The organism is Fusobacteriaceae bacterium (assembly GCA_031272775.1).
GTDB lineage: Bacteria > Fusobacteriota > Fusobacteriia > Fusobacteriales > Fusobacteriaceae > JAISST01.
In genome coordinates, this window is the sequence record JAISTB010000026.1 from 1 (window position 1) to 22,362 (window position 22,362).

The 22,362-nt window shown below is 52.3% G+C and carries 21 protein-coding genes; 1 reads left to right on the plus strand and 20 read right to left on the minus strand.

Annotated features, from left to right (window positions below; all coding sequences use genetic code 11):
- From LBQ97_06410 to ilvA, 20 genes are all read right to left on the minus strand, one after another.
- Positions 1 to 1,523, minus strand: a 1,523-nt coding sequence (locus LBQ97_06410; GenBank protein MDR1832342.1) for a DEAD/DEAH box helicase family protein, incomplete at its 3' end; no start/stop codon positions are given.
- A 19-nt stretch (positions 1,524 to 1,542) separates the two neighbouring features.
- The gene (locus tag LBQ97_06415) at positions 1,543 to 2,565 is read right to left on the minus strand and encodes a virulence RhuM family protein (GenBank protein ID MDR1832343.1); all 1,023 of its coding nucleotides are present in this window, start codon (positions 2,563 to 2,565) and stop codon (positions 1,543 to 1,545) included.
- Complete coding sequence (locus tag LBQ97_06420) at positions 2,562 to 4,319, minus strand: site-specific DNA-methyltransferase (GenBank protein ID MDR1832344.1); 1,758 nt, start codon at positions 4,317 to 4,319, stop codon at positions 2,562 to 2,564. Before LBQ97_06420 ends, LBQ97_06415 begins: the two co-directional genes overlap by 4 nt.
- Before the next feature lie 111 nt (positions 4,320 to 4,430).
- Positions 4,431 to 4,658 carry an antitoxin VbhA family protein gene (locus LBQ97_06425; GenBank protein MDR1832345.1) on the minus strand — a complete coding sequence of 76 codons (228 nt, stop codon included), beginning with the start codon at positions 4,656 to 4,658 and terminating at the stop codon, positions 4,431 to 4,433.
- A gap of 11 nt (positions 4,659 to 4,669) precedes the next feature.
- The gene (locus LBQ97_06430; GenBank protein MDR1832346.1) at positions 4,670 to 5,104 is read right to left on the minus strand and encodes a tautomerase family protein; all 435 of its coding nucleotides are present in this window, start codon (positions 5,102 to 5,104) and stop codon (positions 4,670 to 4,672) included.
- Between the two features lie 52 nt (positions 5,105 to 5,156).
- Complete coding sequence (locus LBQ97_06435) at positions 5,157 to 6,671, minus strand: putative DNA binding domain-containing protein (protein MDR1832347.1); 1,515 nt, start codon at positions 6,669 to 6,671, stop codon at positions 5,157 to 5,159.
- Positions 6,672 to 6,855: 184 nt separating this feature from the next.
- Entirely contained in the window at positions 6,856 to 8,514 is a 1,659-nt protein-coding gene (locus LBQ97_06440) for an AAA family ATPase (protein MDR1832348.1), read from the minus strand.
- Positions 8,515 to 8,545: 31 nt separating this feature from the next.
- Positions 8,546 to 9,511, minus strand: a complete 966-nt coding sequence (locus LBQ97_06445; GenBank protein ID MDR1832349.1) for a 2-dehydro-3-deoxygalactonokinase — start codon at positions 9,509 to 9,511, stop codon at positions 8,546 to 8,548.
- A gap of 35 nt (positions 9,512 to 9,546) precedes the next feature.
- Positions 9,547 to 10,356: a DUF3298 and DUF4163 domain-containing protein gene (locus LBQ97_06450; GenBank protein ID MDR1832350.1), complete on the minus strand. Its 810-nt coding sequence runs from the start codon at positions 10,354 to 10,356 to the stop codon at positions 9,547 to 9,549.
- A 218-nt stretch (positions 10,357 to 10,574) separates the two neighbouring features.
- On the minus strand, positions 10,575 to 11,711 hold the full coding sequence (locus LBQ97_06455) for an ABC transporter substrate-binding protein (GenBank protein MDR1832351.1): 1,137 nt from the start codon (positions 11,709 to 11,711) through the stop codon (positions 10,575 to 10,577).
- Positions 11,712 to 12,065: 354 nt separating this feature from the next.
- Positions 12,066 to 12,719, minus strand: coding sequence for a bifunctional phosphoribosyl-AMP cyclohydrolase/phosphoribosyl-ATP diphosphatase HisIE (hisIE, locus tag LBQ97_06460; GenBank protein MDR1832352.1), 654 nt, complete (start codon positions 12,717 to 12,719; stop codon positions 12,066 to 12,068).
- 13 nt (positions 12,720 to 12,732) lie between these two features.
- Entirely contained in the window at positions 12,733 to 13,491 is a 759-nt protein-coding gene (hisF, locus tag LBQ97_06465; protein MDR1832353.1) for an imidazole glycerol phosphate synthase subunit HisF, read from the minus strand.
- A 39-nt stretch (positions 13,492 to 13,530) separates the two neighbouring features.
- Positions 13,531 to 14,274, minus strand: a complete 744-nt coding sequence (hisA, locus tag LBQ97_06470) for a 1-(5-phosphoribosyl)-5-[(5-phosphoribosylamino)methylideneamino]imidazole-4-carboxamide isomerase (GenBank protein ID MDR1832354.1) — start codon at positions 14,272 to 14,274, stop codon at positions 13,531 to 13,533.
- Positions 14,271 to 14,870: an imidazole glycerol phosphate synthase subunit HisH gene (gene hisH / locus LBQ97_06475; GenBank protein MDR1832355.1), complete on the minus strand. Its 600-nt coding sequence runs from the start codon at positions 14,868 to 14,870 to the stop codon at positions 14,271 to 14,273. The genes hisA and hisH overlap by 4 nt, the downstream gene beginning before the upstream one ends.
- Positions 14,867 to 15,451 (minus strand): imidazoleglycerol-phosphate dehydratase HisB, encoded by a 585-nt coding sequence (gene hisB / locus LBQ97_06480; protein MDR1832356.1) that lies wholly within the window; start codon positions 15,449 to 15,451, stop codon positions 14,867 to 14,869. Before hisB ends, hisH begins: the two co-directional genes overlap by 4 nt.
- Positions 15,448 to 16,488 carry a histidinol-phosphate transaminase gene (gene hisC, locus LBQ97_06485; protein ID MDR1832357.1) on the minus strand — a complete coding sequence of 347 codons (1,041 nt, stop codon included), beginning with the start codon at positions 16,486 to 16,488 and terminating at the stop codon, positions 15,448 to 15,450. The genes hisB and hisC overlap by 4 nt, the downstream gene beginning before the upstream one ends.
- Positions 16,485 to 17,762 carry a histidinol dehydrogenase gene (hisD, locus tag LBQ97_06490; protein ID MDR1832358.1) on the minus strand — a complete coding sequence of 426 codons (1,278 nt, stop codon included), beginning with the start codon at positions 17,760 to 17,762 and terminating at the stop codon, positions 16,485 to 16,487. The genes hisC and hisD overlap by 4 nt, the downstream gene beginning before the upstream one ends.
- 44 nt (positions 17,763 to 17,806) lie before the next feature.
- Positions 17,807 to 18,412: an ATP phosphoribosyltransferase gene (gene hisG, locus LBQ97_06495; protein MDR1832359.1), complete on the minus strand. Its 606-nt coding sequence runs from the start codon at positions 18,410 to 18,412 to the stop codon at positions 17,807 to 17,809.
- A gap of 4 nt (positions 18,413 to 18,416) precedes the next feature.
- The gene (locus LBQ97_06500) at positions 18,417 to 19,520 is read right to left on the minus strand and encodes an ATP phosphoribosyltransferase regulatory subunit (protein ID MDR1832360.1); all 1,104 of its coding nucleotides are present in this window, start codon (positions 19,518 to 19,520) and stop codon (positions 18,417 to 18,419) included.
- Positions 19,521 to 19,693: 173 nt separating this feature from the next.
- On the minus strand, positions 19,694 to 20,899 hold the full coding sequence (gene ilvA / locus LBQ97_06505; GenBank protein ID MDR1832361.1) for a threonine ammonia-lyase: 1,206 nt from the start codon (positions 20,897 to 20,899) through the stop codon (positions 19,694 to 19,696).
- Between the two features lie 363 nt (positions 20,900 to 21,262).
- Here ilvA and LBQ97_06510 point away from each other — a divergent pair.
- Positions 21,263 to 22,362 (plus strand): ISLre2 family transposase (locus LBQ97_06510; GenBank protein ID MDR1832362.1); only part of this gene is annotated, 1,100 nt, incomplete at its 3' end.

Genomic DNA, 22,362 nt, shown 5'->3' on the forward strand with positions numbered 1-22,362 from the left:
AGGACATAATGAACCTCCGTCTGGCTTTCCGGCATGATGCCCGTGGCGATAAGAGCCTTGTTCAACTCGTCGATATAGCGGCTGTCGTACTGGCAATGGTAGTAGAGTTCCTCGCAAACACGGAGCGGGTTTTCCACGTCCCCGTCATACTTGCGCTTGTACCTCTCGTCGTCCTCTTCGATGACAAACGGACAGTATCTTGCGCCGCGCCCAATGAGTTGCGCCTCGGCGATGGTGCTTGCGCCGGGTTTGCCCTTTGAGGCGTCGCGGGTCTCATAAAGGCGCACGATGTCAAAGAGGTTCAGGACGTCCCATCCCTCATCCAGCTTCTTGACCTCGAAAATGGCTCGATACGGATTGTCTCTGCTTTCCAGCGAGTTAAGCAGCAACTGCCGTTCGCTTGCCTCCTTGTCGTCGTTCACGGAGATACAGTGGTCGGCGCTGAAGTCTTCCCGCAGCTCCTGCGCCAACTCGTCAAAGTCGATGTCCTTTGACGCAAAATACTCCGCCATGCGTTTGACCTCCGCAAGCGGAGAGTTTGCGGCGATGCGTTCCAACATCGAGCCGGAGAGCGTCCGAATCAAGTCGTAAAAGCCTTGCTCAAACTCCTTGCTTTCGGCGATGGTTTTCGACTTGAACAGAACGACGGGCTTGATATAAAGTCGGTGGTCTTGAAACACCTTCAAGCGGTACTGGCTGAACATGAGCGCGGTCAGCATACGGTCCGTGTAGCCGATGTCGGCTCGGATTGCCCGCACCTCTTTGGAATACTTCTCTTCGCGGAATTTGCGAAGCGGGTAATCGAAGATGATTTTATTCTCATACTCGCTCAAGATGAACGGGTTTTGCAGGTCGCAGGTCGCCGTGAATTCCAGCAGGAGATTATCGCGGTTCGCCTCGAAAATGTGGCGCACCGTCATCTCCCAGCTTGCCTTCAAATCCTCCTCGGCTTTATCAACTTTCCCTCTGCGCGTGTCCACATTCAGATGGTGTGCCTCGTCGGCAATCAAAACCGTCTTCGAATCGGCAAAGTCGTCGAAGGACGGGGAATTCTCTTTCGGGAACCACATATCCATGTGAAGCCCCTGCGTTGTCGTGAAGCAGATGTTGACGGCATCGGGGTTCGCGCCTTGGAAGTTGCTCACTTCGTTGACACGTACCGTCTCGCCGTCTATCACAATTTCATCGGCAAACAGATACTTTGCGGAAGCCGCGTTCAGGAAATTGTCCTTTGTCTTCTTGACGATGTTGTCGAGGTTTACAAAGAACAGAAAGTTGCGGTATCCCCGTTTGTACAGGTAAATAATCAGCCCCGCCATGATGAGCGTCTTGCCGCTGCCCGTGGCCATATGAAACAAGACCTGCGTTGGGTTAGGACGCTTGTCGCTCTCGTAGAACGTTATGAAGTTGCGAAACGCGTCCTCTTGATACGGTCGCAATTCAAACGCCCGGTTCAGATTCTGCGGAATGTAATCCGGCAACTCCTTATAGGCAATCGGAGAGAAGTCGCGGATTGAATCCATCTGTTGAAAAAGGAACATCTTATTTTCCCTCCCTTTTTCTCATGCCGCTGTCTTTAAGCTTCTTCCGCATCTCACGTAGTGACTCAAGATACGCCTTTTCCACGTCGCTCAAATCATCCGACAAAGACGCACGGTAGGCGGCATACTCGCGATGCGCTTTTTCAATCGCGTCAATGTGACTGACGGAACCTGAGTCGTCCAAGACACCAAAGCCGAAGTCATGCGTAAATTTGTCTAAGATCTCAAGCCAATCCCGCATATACATGGGTTCGTGCGTTTCCGCTTTCAATTCCGCCATATCGAAAAAGGCATTGACCACGCGGCGCAGGGCAAACAATTCCTTTTCGGTCATGTAGTTTTTCGCAACTGTAACCTCGCTTTTCACAGGACGGCTTCCCTTGAACACGGTCAGCCCCATAAAGGGCAAATCGGCATTGGCACGATTAAAGACGATTTCGCTTGCGGTATGCCCACTGATCGCATAGTGTAGCTTGTTCTGCACGATTTTGAAAAATTCGATCGTCTCGGGCATACCGGCATTATAATCCAGACTTGTGGCGTACAAATCGAGGATTTGCCGATACATTACTTTCTCACTGGCTCTTATATCGCGGATTCGTTCCAGTAATTCTTTCCAATATAGACCGCCGCCCATGTTTTTCAGGAAGTCGTCATTCATCGTGAAGCCTTTTTGCAGATACTCGTGTAAAACGGTCGTCGCCCACTGCCTAAATTGCGTTCCGCGCGGAGACTTGACGCGATAACCGACTGCGAGTATCACGTCAAGGTTGTAGTACTTCACGTTGTAGTTTTTGCCGTCTGCAGCAGTTGTTCGGAATTTCCGAACAACTGCATCCTCGACAAGTTCTCCCTCATCGAAGACGTGGCTGATGTGTTCGCTGATGTTGGCTTTGCTCGACTGGAACAAGTCGACCATCTGCGCTTGCGTAAGCCAGAGTGTTTCACCCTGCATACGCACGTCTATTTTTGCCTTACCGTCGGCGGTCTGATAGATGATGATTTCCTCTTTGTTCGTACTCATACGCGGTCGCCCGCCAATCCGTAGAAACTGCGGGTGAAGGCTTTGTCCGCGTCGCTAATTCCGTATTCTTCGTCCTCAAGGTCGCACAGATTGACATACAGCATATTCTTGTCCAGCAGTTCGAGGATGAAACGCTTCTTATCCTCTATAGACAACGCTTCAAAGTCGGCGGTTGCGCCGGCAATGTCGGAGGGATTTACCTTACTGCTGATGAAGCCCGTGGCAATGACACGCTCCAGTAGCGCCGTCAGGTCTGCGTCTGTCTTGGCGGACATGGCTTCATCTACAAAGCGCTGATTGGATTTGGCAAGTTCGCAGTAGACGAAAGAGCCGCCGCCCTGCCAATCATTACTTCTCGACACGCTTGTCGCATCGCCAGTAATAACTTGTTTCAGGCGTTCAATAGAGAGCGTTTCAATATAATCCATCTGCTCGACGCCGATATATTGCCGTTTCAATTTGTGAGCTACAGCACAAGTTGTACCTGTTCCCATATGGAAATCAAGTACAATATCGCCTTCGTTTGTAGCTGCCTTAATAATTCTCTCGAGCAGCGTTTCAGGTTTTTGCCCATCGAACTGCAAGCGTTCGCTTGAAGTGGGTTGCTGTTGGAATGACATAATATCGTTCCAAACATCGCCGAATGGTTTCCCTTTCGGTTCGACCTCGTCCCGGTATCGTTTTGAGCCATGAGCAACCAAATACCATCTGCCATCTTCGTCTTGTCTATTGAACATATCCAAATATTCCTTCGTATGGGGTTGACGAAGCTTGTTAAATAACGGAGCATTACTCTTTGAATAATACAGGATTGTTTCATGGCCTCTAATCCAATTATTCGTAAGCGTTTTGTATCCTGACAGCACCGAAATATCCCATATAATTTCACGTTGGAAACAGTTGCGTCCAAACACTTCATCCATCAATACTTTCCCATAATGGACTTCGTTATAATCTAAGTGAAGATATATAGAACCATCATTTGATAACAGTTTTCTTGCAAGCTCGAGACGGTTTTTCATGAAAACGAGCCATGTGCTGTGGTTAAATTTGTCGTTATAGTTGAAACCATCCCCGCCTGTATTATACGGCGGGTCAATATAAATGCACTTCACCTTGCCCTCAAACCGCTTCAAAAGCGACGAAATTGCAAGGAGGTTGTTTCCTTTGATGATGAGATTGTCGTTATCCAAAAACTCCGTGGCGGTTTCGGCGGTAACGCTCTCGGCGGAGCCGTCTGCCACAGGGTTGCCCGTCAAGTCTGTTGCTCCCGCGTAGCTGTACCGTTTCGCACCGATAAGTACTTTCGGATAAAGCAGTCTGTCCACCTCGTCGGGCGCAAGGGTGGCGTTGTAGAAAACCTCGTCGCGTTTCTGGTCGTCTTTTGTCTGCCCACCCTCAAGAACGCAATCCTTGTAGGGGAAAGACAAAACCACGTCGCCGGAGGCCGAGATGAGGTCGCCGCGAGCGTCGGTCAAGCCGATGCGGTTTTTGAAGCGCGTATAGCTGTCAGGCAGGAATTGGCGGTTGTTGACCACCCAACCGAAGCCGACCTTGTCAAAGACCATCGTGCCGTTCACGTCGGCGAAAAAGCGCTTTTTCGTCTCGGCGTTGCCGAGCAGCAACCCGATGAGCCCCGCGTCCATATTCATGGCGGACTCGTAAACCTTGTTGCGGAGAAGTGCTCCGTCTTCCGTGAAGAACCTCTCGTCCGCTTTTAGGACTTCCACCAGTGTCTCAAAAAAATTAGCCATTTTTCTCCTTGCTCCTTTTCGCCTTAATGATATACATTGCCTGTTTCAGCGTCGTAGCGCTTGCTTTCACGAGATCGATCACACCATCGCCTGCATTCACGCCCCAGTTCCTTATTCCGCGTACCGCTTAGCCTTGGCAAAAACCACAAGCTGCTCAAAAGACATCTTGCCAAGACAATAATCGCGGATGATCTCAATACCTCTCTTTGTGGGATGATAACCCTCGAACATATTGGAACCGATAGCCTCGGCCGCGTTTTCCAAGGTTTCCAAGTCTGGAAATGGAACGTCCATAATGGTCAGCGCGTTGCGGTCGATTGTGATTGCTGTGTATGGCATGTCTCCCCCCCTTACTTCCCCAGATCCCCGATCAAGCGCTTGACCTCGTCAGGCAGAGCGTCATACCAAGCCTGCTCCTGGCCCGCGGGCGGAAAGATTGTCCCGAATTTCAGGATATTGGTCGGTTCCGTAGCGTTCAGATCAATCCAGACGTCGCTCTTTCTGAAGTCGCAGACGGCGCTTATCCGCTCCGTCAATTCCAGCATCAGCGCCCTGTTTTGCTCCGGCGTGCGCTTGCGGACATCGCCCCTGATCCACATGTGGTCGCCGTAGGGCTTGCCTCCCACATAGCGGTTTTCATCGGGAATTTCGTGGAAGATCACCTGCACATAATAGGGGAAGGCGCCCGTTTTGGCAACGTGCCCGTCCGTAATAGCCGCCGCTATCGCTTGTTTTTGAGCTTTCGTAAGTTTGTTTTGATTGACGTAGACTTGATATGTAGGCATGATATCCTCCGTTAAATTTTATGTTTTTTCGCACTCCTCGCCTCTCGCCAGATTATTCAGGCGATTTCACAACCCAATGCCCTCCCTTGTCCGCTCCGATCCGCTCGACCAAGCCAAGCTTTTTCAATTTCGCTATGTTCTTTTGAACCCCTCGTGGCGTCATTTGGACATCCTCTGCAATTTTCGCCGCACTGATTTTCGGCTGCATAATCATTAGTTTGACAATGGTTCGCTGCACACCTTTTTCTACGAACTTTTCTACGAACTCATCCGGGTTTTCTACGAACTTATAGTCAGTTTCACCGAACTCATTTCTAACCTTTTCTACGAACTCGTCCTCAAGCATATTTTCAATCCCATTACCTTCACTATTGCCTACATTACCTACAACATTACCTTCATAATTACCTGCATTATCTTCAAGATTAGCGTCAATATTAAGGTCACTTTCCACGGCCTGCCGGTAAAAAATTACCGTAAACCCCATTTTTCCCAGATTGAATCCATATTTCACACCTGCGCTTCCGCATTCTCGTGCGATTTTACGGAGGCCTGTCCCGAATCGCTCAATATCTTTCGAGTAATACATGATTTTGGCCAGTAACGGGTTGCGCTGAACAGAGGTTTCCGAGCCGTTGATATAGTCTTCCGGGGTCAATCCCTCTGGAAACGTCCCGGGATTATAAATCTCAATGCGATTGCTGAAAATGGCAATTTCGTTGGTCTGGGGGATCTCGGCGTCCCGATGAACGAAGCTGTTCAAAAGCGCCTCCCGTACGGCATCCATCGGGACTTCGGGAATTTCCGTTCTCTGCGGGGAACCGTCACGGATAACGCGCCAGCGGATGTTGCGCCGAATATACTGCTCGCCGATATCGACGAGTTGGTTGATTGTCCCTCTCGCTCTGCCAATATCGATGAACGTATGCTTGACATCGGTGGCAAAGACCGCCATCTGGATCTCGAGCGGCGAATTCTTTCCGAACATGGCAATTGCCGTGTTATTCGGTACGCCGCCTTTCATGAGTTCCAGCCGGCGAAGGATGTCATCGCGATTCGTAAACTTGTAGGAAAGTCTGCCGCTTTCGTTTGCTTTCTTTATGTAAGATCGCAAAAAGTTCGTGTTGACATCATCGGCTGTCTTTCCCGAAGGCGCCGAGTCCCAGGGCGACACCATGCCGCGCTTTTTCTTGAAAAGGCCCTCCAACTCCTCCGGGGAGATCTGTTTGCATTCATCGGCCACGCGGATATACGCTTTGCCAAAGGCAAAATAAGGCGAATTCTCCCCTTCGAATTGAACACGGATACAATCCTTGTAATCGATATTGACTTTTTCGATCGTCGGGTATATCTGAGGTTTTATGTTTTCGGTCAAAAAACGGCTGATATCGCGCAACGATGACCCGGATACCGTCTGCCCCAGGACTCGTCCGTCATTCTGGATGCCGAAATACACCTCCCCCCGCCCGTGCTTGTTCAGCATGGCAACAACATCAATAACGGCGTCTTTCGCTTCCGCCGTGGTTTTCTTGAATTCTAGCGTTTCCGATTCCTGACCGAATATCATGTTCGTTTTCTCCTTATATCTCCTGTCTTCGCTTGTTTACATTTTACCCTTTTTAGCGCCAAAATTCAATAGTTTTCTTGATGAAAAAGCACGGGCGTAAGATCTTACGCCCGCGTACGATATTCATCCTCAATCTGGTAACCGTCAATCGCGGAAACGAAGGAATTATCCGCCCCGCGGCCTCTCAAAACCCTTTCTGCCGGATCCTGAAGGCATCGCCGTATAAGGTGACGGCCACCGCTGTGACGCGACTGATCCCGCTTTCGGCGAAAAGCGCCTTGTATCCGCTCTTATCCATGGCCTCGTGAGCTTCCGCCAGGGCTTCGTCGTGACTCTCTCCGTCCCGCAGGCTTTTGAGGGCAAGCGCATACCCCTCCTGATTTTTGTCCTTGGGACGCAGGAGCAACTCAATTTTGCCGATTTTTTCGACAATGTTGACGTAGAAGGCGTATTCCCGCTGCAAAGCCATGGCGAGGCTGAACGTAAATCCGTAACAGAAGATATCGGAATTCCCGGGGGCCAACTCCCTGGATTTTGCGTGTACGATGGCCTGAAGGTTCTCCTCGAAGGAGTTCTGCCCCGTGATCACGCCGCCCCGGACGGAACTCAGGAGTTCCTCAAAGTGCGGGGAACTGAGTCCGACGAATTTTTCGATGAAACTGCAGCGGAAAAACGTATAGACTTCCCGGTTGGGGATTCTGAGATATCCGCAACCTTCTTCAACGCTGTCCCGCTTCAGGGTCAGATAGCCGATATCGAGTAAAAATGTCCAGATTTTTTTGTCGGAAATCACGAGGGGAAAAGGCAGGGAGCGGAAAATATATTTCCGGATGGACTCGTTCTGCAAGAGCGTGGCCAGATCCCGAAAGTCATAATCTTCCATCAATCCCAACAATTGCGTGATTGCGTCAATATTTACCGGATTTATCCAGTATGTGCGAAATTCCCTCTGTTTGGCAAACATAATGACCGACCAGGGATTGTAGACCTCCTCGTTCCCGTATTGATAGCCTCCGTACCATTTCCTGACGCTCTCCATCATGTGGCTGAGTCCGTATTCCTTGAGGATCTGGACGACTTCTCCCTCGTTGAAGCTGAAAAAATTCTCCCCCCGGGTGACCGTTCCCTCATAGGGCGTATCGATAATGGAATTCAGCATCTTGGCGTAGAGATCATCCCGCGTCAGGCGAAAGAGGCCGGTCAACACGCTGAATTTCATATAGGGATTTCCCTTGAGCCCCGAAGAAAACAGCGTCCGCCAGAAATCGCCGATGTCTCTGTAATAGTCTTTGTGCCAGCTGTCGATAACCGGCGCGTCGTATTCGTCAACAAGGATAATAACGGGCTTGCCGTAAAATTCATAGAGAAATTTACTCAGGTAAAAAATCGCGTTTACCAGAAAAATAGAATCTTTGCTGCGCATCAGATCATCATAGATGAAACGGCTTCCCTGGGAGAGCTTGTCGTAAATAAAGGAAAAATGATCGAGCAAATGCAGAAACGCTTTGTAGATATTGGTCTTGCATTCCGCGAAATCTTTGGAGCGGATGTCCTTGAACGACAGATAGATGACCGGATAACACCCCTGCTCCAGAAAGTACTCGCTCTGGGCGATCTTCAGATCCCGGAACAGTCTGCGGTTTTCCTCGGCGCGCCCGATGTCGAAATAATAGAAGAGCATGGTCAGGTTGACGGTTTTTCCGAAGCGCCGCGGGCGCTGGAACATGAGCACGTCTGAGGCCGATTCGAGGATTTTCGCGATTAACATGGACTTGTCGACATAATAATAGCCGCCATCGATGATTTTTTTGAAATCATCCACTGCCGTCGGTAATTTTCTCATATCTTTCCACCTTTTTCATTGATTTGTGTTGTTATAAAACGTGCGTTTCACGCAGTCGGCCGGCAATTTCAAGGACGCCCTTTACGGAAAATTCGTCGGAGTCCAGCAGGCGGACCACATTTTTGGGATAATATCCGGAAATCAGCGTATAAAGCCCTTTTGCCAGGATTCCGCCGCCGACCACGAAAAGATTCCGGTATTGCTCCGCGTAATAATTTTTCGCGAGGACATCGAGATCCCCGCTCAGCACAAGGCCCAGGAGAAAGTTCTGTTTCCGGGTAAGCGTCAATTTTTCCCGAAGATCGAGACCCCGCAGCATGAACGCGCCCCGGTTTATGCCGTAGCGCCGTCCCGCCTCGAGCCCGGTCCGGAGGAAATCGGGATCAAGCGCTTCCGCGAAGGCGCCGTCCACGGAAGCCTCCAATATCGTATGCTTTGTCAGCGCTTCCAGCAATTCGCCGCTCAGCGTCGTCGTAAAATCAAGGATTTCTCCTCCCGACGCCTCGACAAATTTGTTGTGGGAGCCCGGCAGGATCAGAAGCGCCGGTTCCCGCAGTCCCGTTTCCGCCATGACCCCGATGATTTCGGTCTCTTCGCCGCGAATGACGTCAATCAGATTAAGCCCGCGAAATTTGAGCTCGTCCTTGGCCTTTTTGACGCCGGGGATCAGGGTCAGCGCAAATTCCCCGAAGGAAAACTGTCGAAGGCGCCGGGCCAGCGTCTCCGCCGATACCGGCAGGGGCTCATGGGGAACCTCGGCCAGCCCCAGCGGGGAGGTGATCATCCCCGAGGCGAATATGCCTTCGATGTCATTTTTGTCCACGCGGTTTTCGGAAAGCGTTTCCGTGAGAAGCGCGTAGAGTTGCTCCGCAAAGGCTTTTTTCCCGATTTTCACGCCGGCCTTGGACTTGGCCCGGGCAATGACGACGCCCCCTTCGGTGATCCGGATCCTGACGTTTGACGTACCCGCGTCGATGGCGACAATCTTCTTTTCCATTCGTATCCCCCCGCAGGGCTGCAATCGTCCGGATCTCAGCGTCCGCCGGCGGCGGCCACGGGCCAGACCGGCGAATCTTCTCTGAGACAGGGCAGGATTTTTTCCCAGGGAACGAGGGATTCGGGCTGCCCCAAGGCGTAATAGCCCAGTTCGTAGTCGCTGTAGCTGAAAATAATTCCTGTGGCCGTCACGCCGAAATTCGTCCCCGGCTGCCACAGATTGTCCATCAGGTCCTTCTTCCCGTCCTCGTCCACGACGTCGTCCAGCGATTTCGCCTCCCAGTAGGTCAGAAGTCCGGGGATAATGAGCTCCCGGATCTTGTCCTCGGTCCCGGCCTTGAAGATGTCCGCCGCGCTCAACTCGTTTCCGGTCTTCAGATCCAGAAGCGAATAGGACGTCCCGCCGGTCCCGTGGGCCCCGCCGGAAAACTGCCAGTAGTTGATGGCGTACTGCAGGATGTCGGCGTTGTGAAAGAGGATTTTGTTTTCCGAGTGATATTCCCAGGCCAGGGACCAGGTCTCGTCCGAGGCGATATCGCCGTTTTCCTCTTTGTAGCTTTCGACTTCCGAGCGGTAGAACGTTTGCAGGGCCTCTTCGGCCGTCATATCGGCGTAATCCTCGCCGAAATTCTTCGTGAGAAATTGTCTCTGCAGCTTCTTCAGGATTTCGGGATCTTTATAGCCGTCGGGCCAGGTGAAGCTGATGTTGATCGTATAGCCGTTTTCCGAGGATACGGGCAGATAGAAGGTCTCGGCCACGCCGATGGTCTTGAAGACCAAAGAATCGTTTTCCCCTCCCCAAAGCAACATCCCCGAAAGCAGTAAAACCCCGATGATTTTTCTCATTTTTCCTCCTCTGTCAATGGCTTTTTCCATTTCCCCGCGCCGAGGCTTTTCGAAAAAGTTGATCAAGCGTCTGTACTTCATATTATACCTCATTATGGCAAAAAAGTAAAATGGGTCCGATGATTTTTTCACCGATTTTTTCACGTAAATTCAAAAAAACGAAAAGAGCCGCCGTTTTCAGGCGGCAGCCCTCCCCGCATTATACTAAGGCACTCCGGTTAAGGTTTTACCGTTGCAAACCATTTTTCTTTGCCATTGACGATTTCAAGGATCACGACGCTCTTCTTGGGATTGCCGCCCTCGAGGGTGAATGTCCCCGTTGTCCCAGAAAACTTCAGCTTCCGCAGGGCTTCGGCGATTTTTTCCCGATCCGTGGTTGTCCCCGCTTCCGTCATAGCCTGGGCCGCGATATAGATGCTGTCATAGCCGAGAGCCGCGCCGCTGGTCAGCGTTTCGAGACTGTATTTTTCCGCGAACTTCTTGACAAAATTCTGTACGGCGGGGTCGGGATCCCCGGTGGAATAGTGATTCGTGTAATAGCAGTTTTCAAACAGCGCCGCGTTGTCCTCGATCTTGGTCTCGATGCTGCTCCAGCCGTCGGCCCCGACGAGAGCGCCGGTGTAGCCCGCTTCTCTGGCCTGTACGACCATCAGCGCCGCCGTGCCGTAATAATAGGGCATAAAGATCATTTCCGCGCCGCTTTCTTTGATTTTCGTGAGCTGGGCCGAAAAATCCACGTCGGTCATGGTCGTCGAGATCTCTTTGGCGACAATTTCGATGTTGAAGGTCTTGCAGGCCACGGAGAAGGACTCGTAGAGCCCGAGAGAATATTCGTCGGCGCTGCAATAGAGGACGGCCGCTTTCTTGACTTTCAGCGTTTCCGAAGCGAATTTGGCGACGATGTAGCCCTGGAAGGAATCCACGAAGCAGGCCCGGAAGACGAAGGACTTTCCTTCCGTCAACATATCCGCGGTCCCGGTCGGCGTCAAAAGCGGCATTTTGTCGACGTCGGCCTTGGCGGCCATGCCCGCGGTCACGCCCGAGGTCAGGGAACCTATGATAATGGGAACGCCGCGCCCCTTCAGCAGCTGATAGGTGTTGGCGCCCTCGGTGGGATCCCGCTTGTCGTCAAGGATGTCGAGTCTGACCTTTTTCCCTAAAATTCCGCCCGCCGCGTTGATTTCCTCGACGGCGATTTTCATGCCCGCCGTGGACTGCTGACCCCCATAGGCCGAATCCCCCGTCATGGGGAGCGTCACTCCTATGACGACTTCGTCGCTACCGCCCGCGCCAAGGGCAAGCGTAGAAAACATCGCGAGAACCACGCACAAAACCGATAAAAAACCTTTTTTCATCTGTAACCCCCTTTTCCGGTGTGCCCGGAATTACACATTGGTCTGAGTTTCCGTCAAGCGCTCATTTTCCCCCTGGGCGCTTTGCTACGTTAAAGTATACGCCCGCGAACAAAAAGTGTCAATAAATTCTTTTTTTCGGGCCGAAAAAGGTCTTTTCCTGTACGAAGCGCGACAAAAAGTAAGAAAAAATCCGTTTCTGTTCCAAAAACTCACGGATCGTCACAAAATTTTGTACCTCTTGTAGTAAATAAATAAACAAAAGTCCGGATAAACCGGACTTTCCTGTTCCCGCAATCTCAAGTGAACAATTCGTCTATTTTTAATACAGATTCTTTACTATTTTCCTGTTATTTCTTATTCTCTGCTGAGCAATTCCGACGCGATTCCGTCCCAGCGGATATCCCGTTCGGCCAGCATGACCGTCAGATGGTACAGGAGGTCCGCCACTTCGGCCTTGATTTGGGCCCGGTCTTGATTTTTGCAGGCGATAATGGTCTCGGCGGCCTCTTCGCCGATTTTCTTCAAGATTTTGTCCAAACCGTTATCAAAGAGATAATTGGTATAAGATCCCGCCACGGGCCTGGACAGCCGGTCCCGGATCTTTTCCTCAAGGCGCGTCAGCATGGCGTCGGGAACAGCCCCGGCGGCGTCCGCCGTCGCCCCGGTTTCGGGAATTTCCGAGAGTTCCCGGAAAAAGCAGGTCTTGTGCCCCGTATGGCAGGAGATCCCGCCGACCTGCTCGATCTGGATCAGGAGGCAATCGCCGTCGCAGTCTATTTCAAGCTTTTTCAGGTACTGGAAATGGCCCGAGGTTTCCCCCTTGACCCAGAGCTCCCGCCTTGAGCGCGAATAGTAGCAGACCCGTCCGGTCTCCAGCGTTTTCCCGAGGGCTTCGCGATTCATCCAGGCCATCATGCGCACGTGCTTGCTGTGCACGTCCTGTGCGATCACGGGGACGAGGCCCCTTTCGTCAAATTTGATCGTTTGAAACAATTCTTCTTTTGTCATCGCAATCCTTCCTTCAGGACAGGCGTACGGGAATGCCCGCGCCCGCCAGTTCGTGTTTCAAATCGAGGATGTCCAGTTCCTTGAAATGGAAGAGGCTCGCCGCCAGTGCCGCGTCGGCATGGGCTTCGAGGAATACGTCCCGGAAATGGGCAATGTTTCCCGCCCCGCCCGAGGCGATTACCGGAATATGCAGGGAATCGCTGATGGCCCTGGTCAGGGAAATTTCATAGCCGTTTTTTGTGCCGTCGGTATCCATGGAGGTCAACAAAATTTCCCCCGCGCCCAAATCTTCGGCTTCCCGCGCCCATTTGACGGCGTCTTTGCCCGTGGGGGTTCTGCCGCCGTTGATATAGACTTCGTAATAGTCCCCGTTCCATTTGGCGTCGATGGCGACGACGATGCACTGGCTGCCGAAGCGCAGGCTGCTCTTCCGGATAAGCTCCGGATCCAGGACCGCCGCGCTGTTGACGGAGATTTTGTCCGCCCCGGCGTTCAGGACTTCCCGGATATTGTCGATATTGCGGATGCCGCCTCCCACCGTAAGCGGAATAAACACCTCCCGCGCTGCCCGGCGGATCACGTCGATCAGGATGCCCCGCCTGTCGCTGGAGGCCGTGATGTCCAGAAACACCACCTCGTCGGCCATGGAGTTGTTATAGGCCCGGGCCACCGCCACCGGATCCCCGGCGTCGATCAGATTGACAAAATTCACCCCTTTGACGACTCTGCCGTCCCTGATGTCCAAACATGGTATGATGCGTTTTCCCAGCATAATCCGATTCCCCCCGTACGATCCATAATGAGTTTCAATTCAGGTTTTGTGAGGCTTTTCGTCGTCCGCCGCAAAGGGCAGGGCCGTCGCCTCCTCCAATTTTATCCGCCCGGCGTAGAGCGCCTTTCCGATAATGGCCCCGGCGCAGCCGAGCTCCGCCAGAATCCGCAGGTCTTCAAGGGAACTGACGCCCCCCGAAGCCGTAATCCGCATGCCTGTTTCCAGCATGGTCTTGATCTCGTCGGCGTTGATCCCGGCAAGGGCCCCGTCTTTGGCGATATCCGTATAGATGATTTCCGTTGCGCCTGCTTTTTTCAGCGTTTCGGCGAATTCCGCGGCCCGGATATCCGTTACGGTCTTCCAGCCGTGGATCGCGATTTTGCCGCCGATGGCGTCTATTCCCGCAATGATCCGCCCGCCGCCGTACAGATCGGTCAGGGCCTTCAGGACCGAGATGTCTTCGAGGATGACGCTGCCCAAAATCACCCGGCTGACTCCGAGATCCAACCATTTTTTTGCCGTTTCAACGGTCCGGATGCCGCCGCCCAGCTCGACCTCAAGGTTGGTTTTTTCGAGGATCGCGCGGACCACGGCCGCGTTTTCCGGGCCGCCCTTGCGGGCGCCGTCCAGATCAACCAAATGTAAATATTTCGCGCCTTTCCCTTGAAATTCCAGCGCCACGGCCGCGGGATCGGCGCCGTATTCCGTCACTTTGTCAAAATCGCCCTGATAGAGGCGCACGCATTTGCCGCCGATCAGATCGATAGCCGGAATGATCCTCATGAGAGGGCTCCGAAATTCCGGAGGATTTGCAGGCCCGCCTTTCCGCTTTTTTCCGGGTGGAACTGCACGCCGTGGATATTGCCTTTTTCGACGCTGACGGGGAAACGGGTCCCGTAAGTCGTATAGCAGCTCACAAAATCGGGCGTTCCTTCCAATACGTAAGAATGGACAAAATATACGTATTGCCCGCTCTCAAGCCCCGCGAAGAGCTTGGACTCAAAGGCTTTTTCAAGGGAATTCCAGCCCACATGGGGGATTTTGAGCGGGACTTCGAGCTTTTTGATCTCGCCGGGCAAAAGACCCAGGCCCTCGTATTCGCCGAATTCCCAGCTTTTTTCAAACATCAGTTGATAGCCGAGACAGATCCCCAGAAGGGGTTTGTTGTCCGCCACGACCCGCTTGATCACCGCGTCGTAGCCGCCCTCCCTCAGCGTCCCGATGGCGTCGGCAAAGGCGCCCACCCCGGGGAGAATCACCTTGTCGGCTTCAAGAATCTCTTCCGCTTCCGCCGTGATTTTGTTTTCGAGTCCCAGAAAATCCAGCGCGTTTCTGACGCTGCTCAGGTTCCCCATGCCGTAATCGATAATGGCGATCATAATACCCCCTTTGTGGAAAGCGTTCCCGCCTGTGTATTTTCCGTAACCGCTTCCTTGAGCGCCCGTCCGAAGCTCTTGAACATGGCCTCGGCAATATGGTGGTTGTTTTTCCCCCGGTGGACCAGGATATGGACGTTGATTCCGGCGTTTGCCGCCAGGGCCTTGAAAAATTCGCCGATCATTTCCGTAGCCAAATCTCCGATCATTTCCGTCGTAAAAGGATCATCGACGGCCGCGTTGGCTCTGTTGCAGCAATCAATGGCGCAGGTCGCCAGAGCCTCGTCCATGGGAACGACGGCCGAACCGTAGCGGTTGACGCCGGTAAAATCCCCCAGCGCCTCTCGCAGCGCCAATCCCAGCGCGATCCCCACGTCTTCCACCGTGTGGTGGCAGTCGACGTCGAGGTCCCCCTTTGCCGAGACAGAAAGGCCGATATTGCCGTGTTTCGCCACCTGCGCCAGCATGTGGTCGAAAAAGCCGATTCCCGTCGCGATGTCCGCCGCCCCGCCGTCCAGAGACAGGACAACTTTGATCTGTGTTTCCTTCGTATTCCGTTCGATGGTTCCCTGTCGTTTTGTCATGGACGCGCCTCCTTTTCCGGCAAATTTTCCCGCAATACCTGGAGAAAGATTTCGTTTTCCTCCCGGGTCCCCACGGTGACCCTGCTCCAGGGCCCGATATAGCGGAGAAAGATATTGTTTTCGTTCAATTTTCCCTTGATGTCGTCGCCCAGGACCATCAGCAGAAAGTTCGTCTGCGACGGCCATACCTTGACGCCGAGGGCCCGCAATTCCTGGTACAGGTATTCCCTTTCGGCGACGGTCTCCCGGATCTTGTCCCGGTAGAGGTCGAAGCGCTCGATAGCATAGGCGGCGATTTCCTGGGACAGCGTGTTCATAATATAGGGGGCCCGTACCGTATCGATCATCCGGATGATTTCCTCGTTGGCGATGGCGTAGCCGAAACGGATGGAAGCCAGGGCGTAGGCCTTGGAAAATGTCCTTAATATACAAAGATTGTCGTATTTTGCAAGCAGTCTGACGCAGGAATCGTTGTAAAAATCCTCATAAGCCTCGTCGACGGCCACGATACCGCGACCGAGGGCGATGACCTTTTCCAGCTCCGACGACGGCGCTGCGGCTCCCGTGGGATTATTGGGATTGCAGAGAAAGGTCACGACGGGATTTTCCCGAAGCACGGTCTCCACGGCTTTTTCGACGTTAAAACTGAAATCGTCGTTGAGCGGGATTTTCACAAATTCTCCCTCGTTCATCATCGTAAAGATCCCGTACATGGAAAAGGAGGGATCGAGGGAAAGCACCTTTTTTTCCGCCGCCGTGGACCTGAGCAGAATATCGAGGAGATCGTCGGAGCCGACGCCCACCGCAATATTTTTTTCCGAAACGCCGTAATGCCGGGCGATTGCTTTCTTGACCCGTTCGCAGCTGTCGTCGGGATAGCGGTTCAGATTGTGCACCATGATGTAATTGGAGATGTATTTTTTGATTTCATAGGGCGTATCGTAGAATGCCTCGTTGGCGTTCAGGTAAACGCCGGTTTTATGCGTGACAGGCGTGTAAGGCGCCAGATTTTTGAATCGTTCCTTGAGGTATTTCATTTCAATCTCTCCTTGACGGACCGGGCGTGGGCGTCCAGTCCCTCTTCTTCCGCAAAGTCAATAACCGCCTGCGCGAGATTCCGGAAAGCGCTTTCGGTAAAAGAGAGCACGCTTGTACGCTTTTGGAAGTCGCGGACGGAAAGAGGGGAAAAGAAGCGGGCCGTCCCCCCTGTGGGCAGCACATGATTCGGCCCCGCGAGATAATCGCCGAGCGCTTCGGGCGTATAATGCCCCAAAAATACGGCGCCGGCGTTTTTGACTTGGCTGAGTTTCGCCAGGGGCTCCTTCAGCGCGAGCTCCAGATGTTCCGGGGCAAAGGCGTTGGCGAGGGCGATCCCTTCGTCCGCGTCATGGACAAGAATGATCTTTGAGTAATTTTGAAGCGATTGGGCGAGGATTTCCTTCCGGGAGAGCTCCCCGTAAAGGCGGGTAACTTCGCTTTTGACCGCTTTCGCGAGCTTCGGGCTGTCCGTAATGAGAATCCCTCCGGCCAGCGGATCATGCTCGGCCTGGCTCAGGAGGTCGGCCGCCACCCAATCGGCTCTGGCGCTGTCGTCGGCCACAATGAGAATCTCGCTGGGCCCCGCGATGGAGTCGATCCCCACGACGCCGAAGACTTCTTTTTTGGCGAGCGCTACGTAAATATTGCCGGGGCCGGTGATTTTATCGACTTTGGGAATGCTCTTTGTCCCCCAGGCCATGGCCGCTATGGCCTGCGCGCCCCCGATTTTGTAGACCTCCCGTATGCCCGCGATCCAAGCCGCGCCCAGGACCACCGGGTTCGCGACGCCGTCGGGGGCGGGCGTGCAGATCACGACGCGCCGGACGCCCGCGACAACCGCGGGAAGGGCGTTCATGAGGACGCTGGAAGGATAGGCGGCGCTGCCGCCCGGTACGTAAAGCCCCACGGTATCGAGGGCTTCGACCTTTGTCCCGAGGATTTCCCCCCCGGGCTCGATCCCGATCCGGGACGTCTCCAGTTCCTTTGTCTGAAATGCTATAATTCGCTCTTTGGCCAGGATCAGAAGCCCTTTGAGTCTGTCGCTCAGGCCTTCCCAGGCGCTTTCGAGCGCTTCTTCGGGAAATCTGACGTTCGTTTCGTCGGCGGGCCAGCGGTCAAATTGTCGCGTCCAGGAAAAAAGCGCCTCGTCTCCCTTTTGCCGGACAGTCTCGCAGATGTTCCGCACGACGGCCGAGCGGCCTTCATCCCCGCCTGCGCCTCTTTTTTTGACCGATTCCAGAAAGGCCCGGTAATCTTCGATGATTTCTATCATAATTTTGCTCCCCCCGTGTTTTCCGGTTCAGGATTCTTCCTTTTTCACAACACGCCTTTGATGTGGTTGATGAGTTTCCAGATGGCCTCGTGCTTGACGTTGAGGCTCGCTTTGTTCACGATGACCCGCGCGGAGATATCGCAGATCTTTTCGATGACGTAGAGATTGTTTTCCTCAAGGGTCTTTCCGCTTTCGACGATATCGACGATGACGTCGGCGAGGCCTACGATGCAGCCCAATTCCACGGAGCCGGTCAATTTGATGATTTCGGCCTTTTTGTTCACGCGGTCGAAATAAGCCTTGGCGATATTGGGGTATTTCGTGGCGACCCGCAAAAAATCATAATTTCCGATGTCTTTATTGCCGGCCACGGCCATGATGCAGCGCCCGATGCCCAAATCGAGGATTTCATAAACATTTCGCCGTTCCTCGAGGATCGTGTCCTTTCCGGCGATGCCGATATCCGCCGCGCCGTATTCCACATAGGTCGGCACGTCGCTGGGCTTCGCGAGAAAGAACTTGTTCGTCCCGCAGGTGAAGACCAGCTTGCGGGAATTGTCAATATTTGTTTGCAGACCAATTTTATCAAATATGGCCACGGCGTCGTCCGTGAGCCTTCCTTTGGCCAATGAAAAGGTGAGATTTTCCACGTGTTTACTCCTTGAAAAATAAGAATTCGTCGCAGCCCGAGGCCGCCGCTTCATCCCGGGCCTCGTCCGCCGTGTTGGCGCCGCTCATGGTGACGACAGCGCCCTGCCGGGAGAGCTCGTCGGCTCTGGCCCAGGCTGCCGGGGCGTCGCTTTCGTAGGCGATCAGGATCTTCTTTGCCGCGGCTCCTGCGGGAATCCGTCCGATCAGCGGATTGACCTCAAGGCCGAAGCCCACGGAAGAGATGGTTTTGTTGTTGATATTTTCCGTATAGCGCCCCCCGGAAATGACCGCGTGTCCCACGCCCTTCACAAAGGCCTGGAACGTCACGCCGTTGTAGTAGTCGCCGTAGGAAAGCAGCGAGAAATCAAAATTGATATAGCGGTCATAGTCCCGCACGAAGCGGTAGATTTCCGCCAAACGCAGCAGAGACTCGTTTTCGGGGAATTTGGCGATGATTTTTTCCAAAAGCTCGTATTTTCCGACCCGGGACGTGAGCTCGAGGATCACGTCCAGCGTATCGCCGGGGACATTGCCCTGAAGGCTTTTTTCCAGCGTCACGCCGTCGGAATTCCGGATCGCTTCCAGCGTCAGTTCAGAATTTCCCGAGAGATCGAGGATGGATTTCAAAAAATCGCTGCTCCCGATATGGATGCTGAATTTTTCGATGCCGATCTCGAGAAGGGACAGGATCGCGAGACGGATAGCCTCGACGTCCGATTTGACCGTATCCGTATCCATGAGTTCAATGCCGGCCTGGGTGAATTCGTGCAGCGTCCCCACATAGCGGCGCGGGTAGCGGTAAATGTTCGCCACATAGCAAAGCCTGCGATAATCGGTATTGGAGAGGACCCGGGAAATGGATTTTGTCATGTCGGCCCTGAGGGCCAGGATCTCGCCGCTACGGTTCGTCAGCGTGTAGAGGTTGGGATTCTGGATCGCGTTGTTGTTGAAAACGTCCATATATTCCCAGGTGGGCGTCTCGATCAGCGAATAGCCGTAGCGCACATAGAGGTTCTTCAGCGCCGTGGCGATGGCGTCTTTGCGGATCATGTCGCTGTCACAGTAGTCTCTGACGCCTTCAGGCAGCATTTTTCTGTAATTATTCATATATTTTTAACATCCGTAAAGCACCATTTGCAGATGATTCTCGGCGTTTCCTCCTTTACCACTTTATCAGACTAAGTTAATAAATCGAAACCAACAGACAGATTATACACTATTTTTTGAAAATTTGCAAGCACTTTTTTCGAAAGGTTTTTCACGTTTTCGCGTTTCCCCGCTCAGGGATTGAGTTCGTAGCCTCCGGCCCGGAGCTTTTCCCGGACGCTCTGCTTGTGCTCCCGGTCGCTGCACTCGAGGACAAAGGTGATCTCCTGCATGGTGATGCCGAGATTGTTGTTGTACATGGTCTGGGTCAGGAAGAGAATATTGGCCCGTGATTCCGTAATGAGCTTGACGAGTTTTTCGAGCTCGCCGTAGCGGTCGGGGACCTTGACCCGGAAGTCATAGCGACGGCCTTGGTTGATGAGGGCCCGGTTCAGTATCCGGTCGATCAGCGGAATATCCACGTTGCCACCCGAGACGAGGACGCAGGTTTTTTTGCCGCGACAGTCGATCTTTCCGGCCAGCACCGCGGCCAAAGGCGTTGCGCCCGCCCCTTCGGCGAGGATTTTTCCCTTTTCCATCAAAAATAACACGGCGTCGGCGATTTCATCCTCGCTGACCGTCACGATGTCGTCGGCGTTTTGGCGGATCAGGGAAAACGTCAGATCCCCGGGACGGCGGACATTGATGCCGTCGGCGATGGTGACGCCGGGAGGGACCGTCGTCATTTGCCCGACGTCAAAGGAAATTTTCATGGAGGGGACGTTTTCCGTCTCAACGCCGATAATCCGCACTTCGGGCCTGATGGCTTTGAAGGCCGTGGCGATCCCGGCCAGCATGCCGCCGCCGCCGATGGGGACGACGACCGTGTCGACGCCGGGCAGATCCTCAAGGATTTCGAGAGCGATGGTGCCCTGGCCCGCGATGACGTAGGGGTCGTTGAAAGGGTGGACAAATACGGCGTTTGACTGCTTTTGCAGCTCGCAGGCCTTTTCGTAGGCGTCGTCATAGGCCTGTCCCCAGAGGACGACATCGGCGCCGTAGCCTTTGGTGGCCGAAATCTTGGCCAGCGGCGTCGTTTCCGGCATGACGATCGTAGACTTGATGCCCTGGGCCGTGGCCCCCAGCGCCACTCCTTGGGCGTGGTTTCCCGCCGAAGAAGCGATAACGCCTCTTTTCTTTTCCTCTTCGCTCAGGTTGGCGATTTTGTTGATGGCGCCGCGGATCTTGAAAGAACCGGTTTTTTGCAGGTTTTCATATTTGAAGAAAATGTTCGCGCCCTCGATAAAATCGAAGGAGTGGGATTCGATCAAAGGGGTCTTTTTGGCGATGCCCGCGATGGTCTTCCGGGCTTGGCGGATCAGATTCAGGTCTACGGCGATGCTCATTACTTCCTCCTCTGTACGGGAAAATGGTCTGGTAGTAGTAAATATTTATTATTTTATCAGGAAAAATATTATTTTTTTAAGCTGATTTATTATACACTTTTTCCCTTGGGAAAACAAGCGTTTTTTGGGTTTTTGAAGAGGAAATTTTGTCAGTTAGTGTAAAATATTTATAGGGAAATTTCAAAAAAATTTAACAGAAAACGCCCAGTATGATATAATTTAAGTACGACCTAAAACTAATCAAGGGGGGCGTTTTCCATTAAGACCATTATACAAGATTTTTCACAAAAAGTCATCAGTTTTCTTTTAGAAAATATTCAGGCGGTATCAAACTCCGAATTAGACCTAGATCAAGCAATCAATAATACGTTAGACAGCGTTTGTGAGGCCGTAACGAACGTCTATGAACAGTTTCTGGAACAGATTGACAGGTCGATTGAATCTGATCCGGATCGCAAGAAAAAATATTATCTGATAAGAAAAGGCTGCGAACGTACAATGATGTTTAAAATAGGGAATTTGCACATAAAACGAGCATATTATCAGGACAAAGTCACGGGAGAGTACCTGTTTTTGCTCGATAAATTGCTTAACTTACCAAAATATGAACGATTGAGCAACACCTGCATAAAGAGCGTTATTGAAGAGGCAACAGACAGCAGTTACAAGAAAGCGGGCGAAAAGGCAAGTATTTCTGCTGGAGTTTCCAAACAAACGGTAAAAAATTTCATGCATAAGGTAAAAGTTCCGCAAGAAATCGTAGAATTGAAGAAAAAGAAGGAAGCAAGGATCTTACATATCGTTGCTGATGAAGATCACGTATCGTTGCAAAGGTATGGAAAGAACAGACAAAAGATTGCGATGCCCAAGTTGATCATGCTCTATGAAGGGGTTGTTCCAGATGCAGGAGAAGGAATGTCGAGTAAAAGAAACAAAGTAATCGAGAAATTTTACTTTTCAGGTCTGTATAAAGGTAAGAATAGCCATAAAATCTGGGAAAGGGTGGCCGAATATATAGAAAAGACGTATGATTATGAAAAGATTGAGAAAATATACATAAATGGAGATGGCGCCGCTTGGATAAAAGCAGGATGCGACTTTATAGAAAAAAGCGTCTTTGTGTTGGATAAGTATCACATGAAATCAGCAATCAATGATTGTGTGGCTGGACTTGAGGAAAAGATTCAAAGAGACATTAAAGATCGACTATATCGAAGTCTAAGGGAATTAGACAAACGAGAGTTTTTTAGACTGTTAGAGATGTCGAAGGATTTTTTGGAAGGTCAGAAGAAGAAAGCCGCAGTTGAGGAAAAGATCAAGTATTTGCGATATCATTGGCGCGCAATAGAAATCCAGATAACGGATGCGAAATATTTGACGGGATGCTGTGCTGAAGGGCAAGTGAGCCACGTATTATCGAGTAGATTAAGCAGCAGGCCATTAGGTTGGAGCCTAGT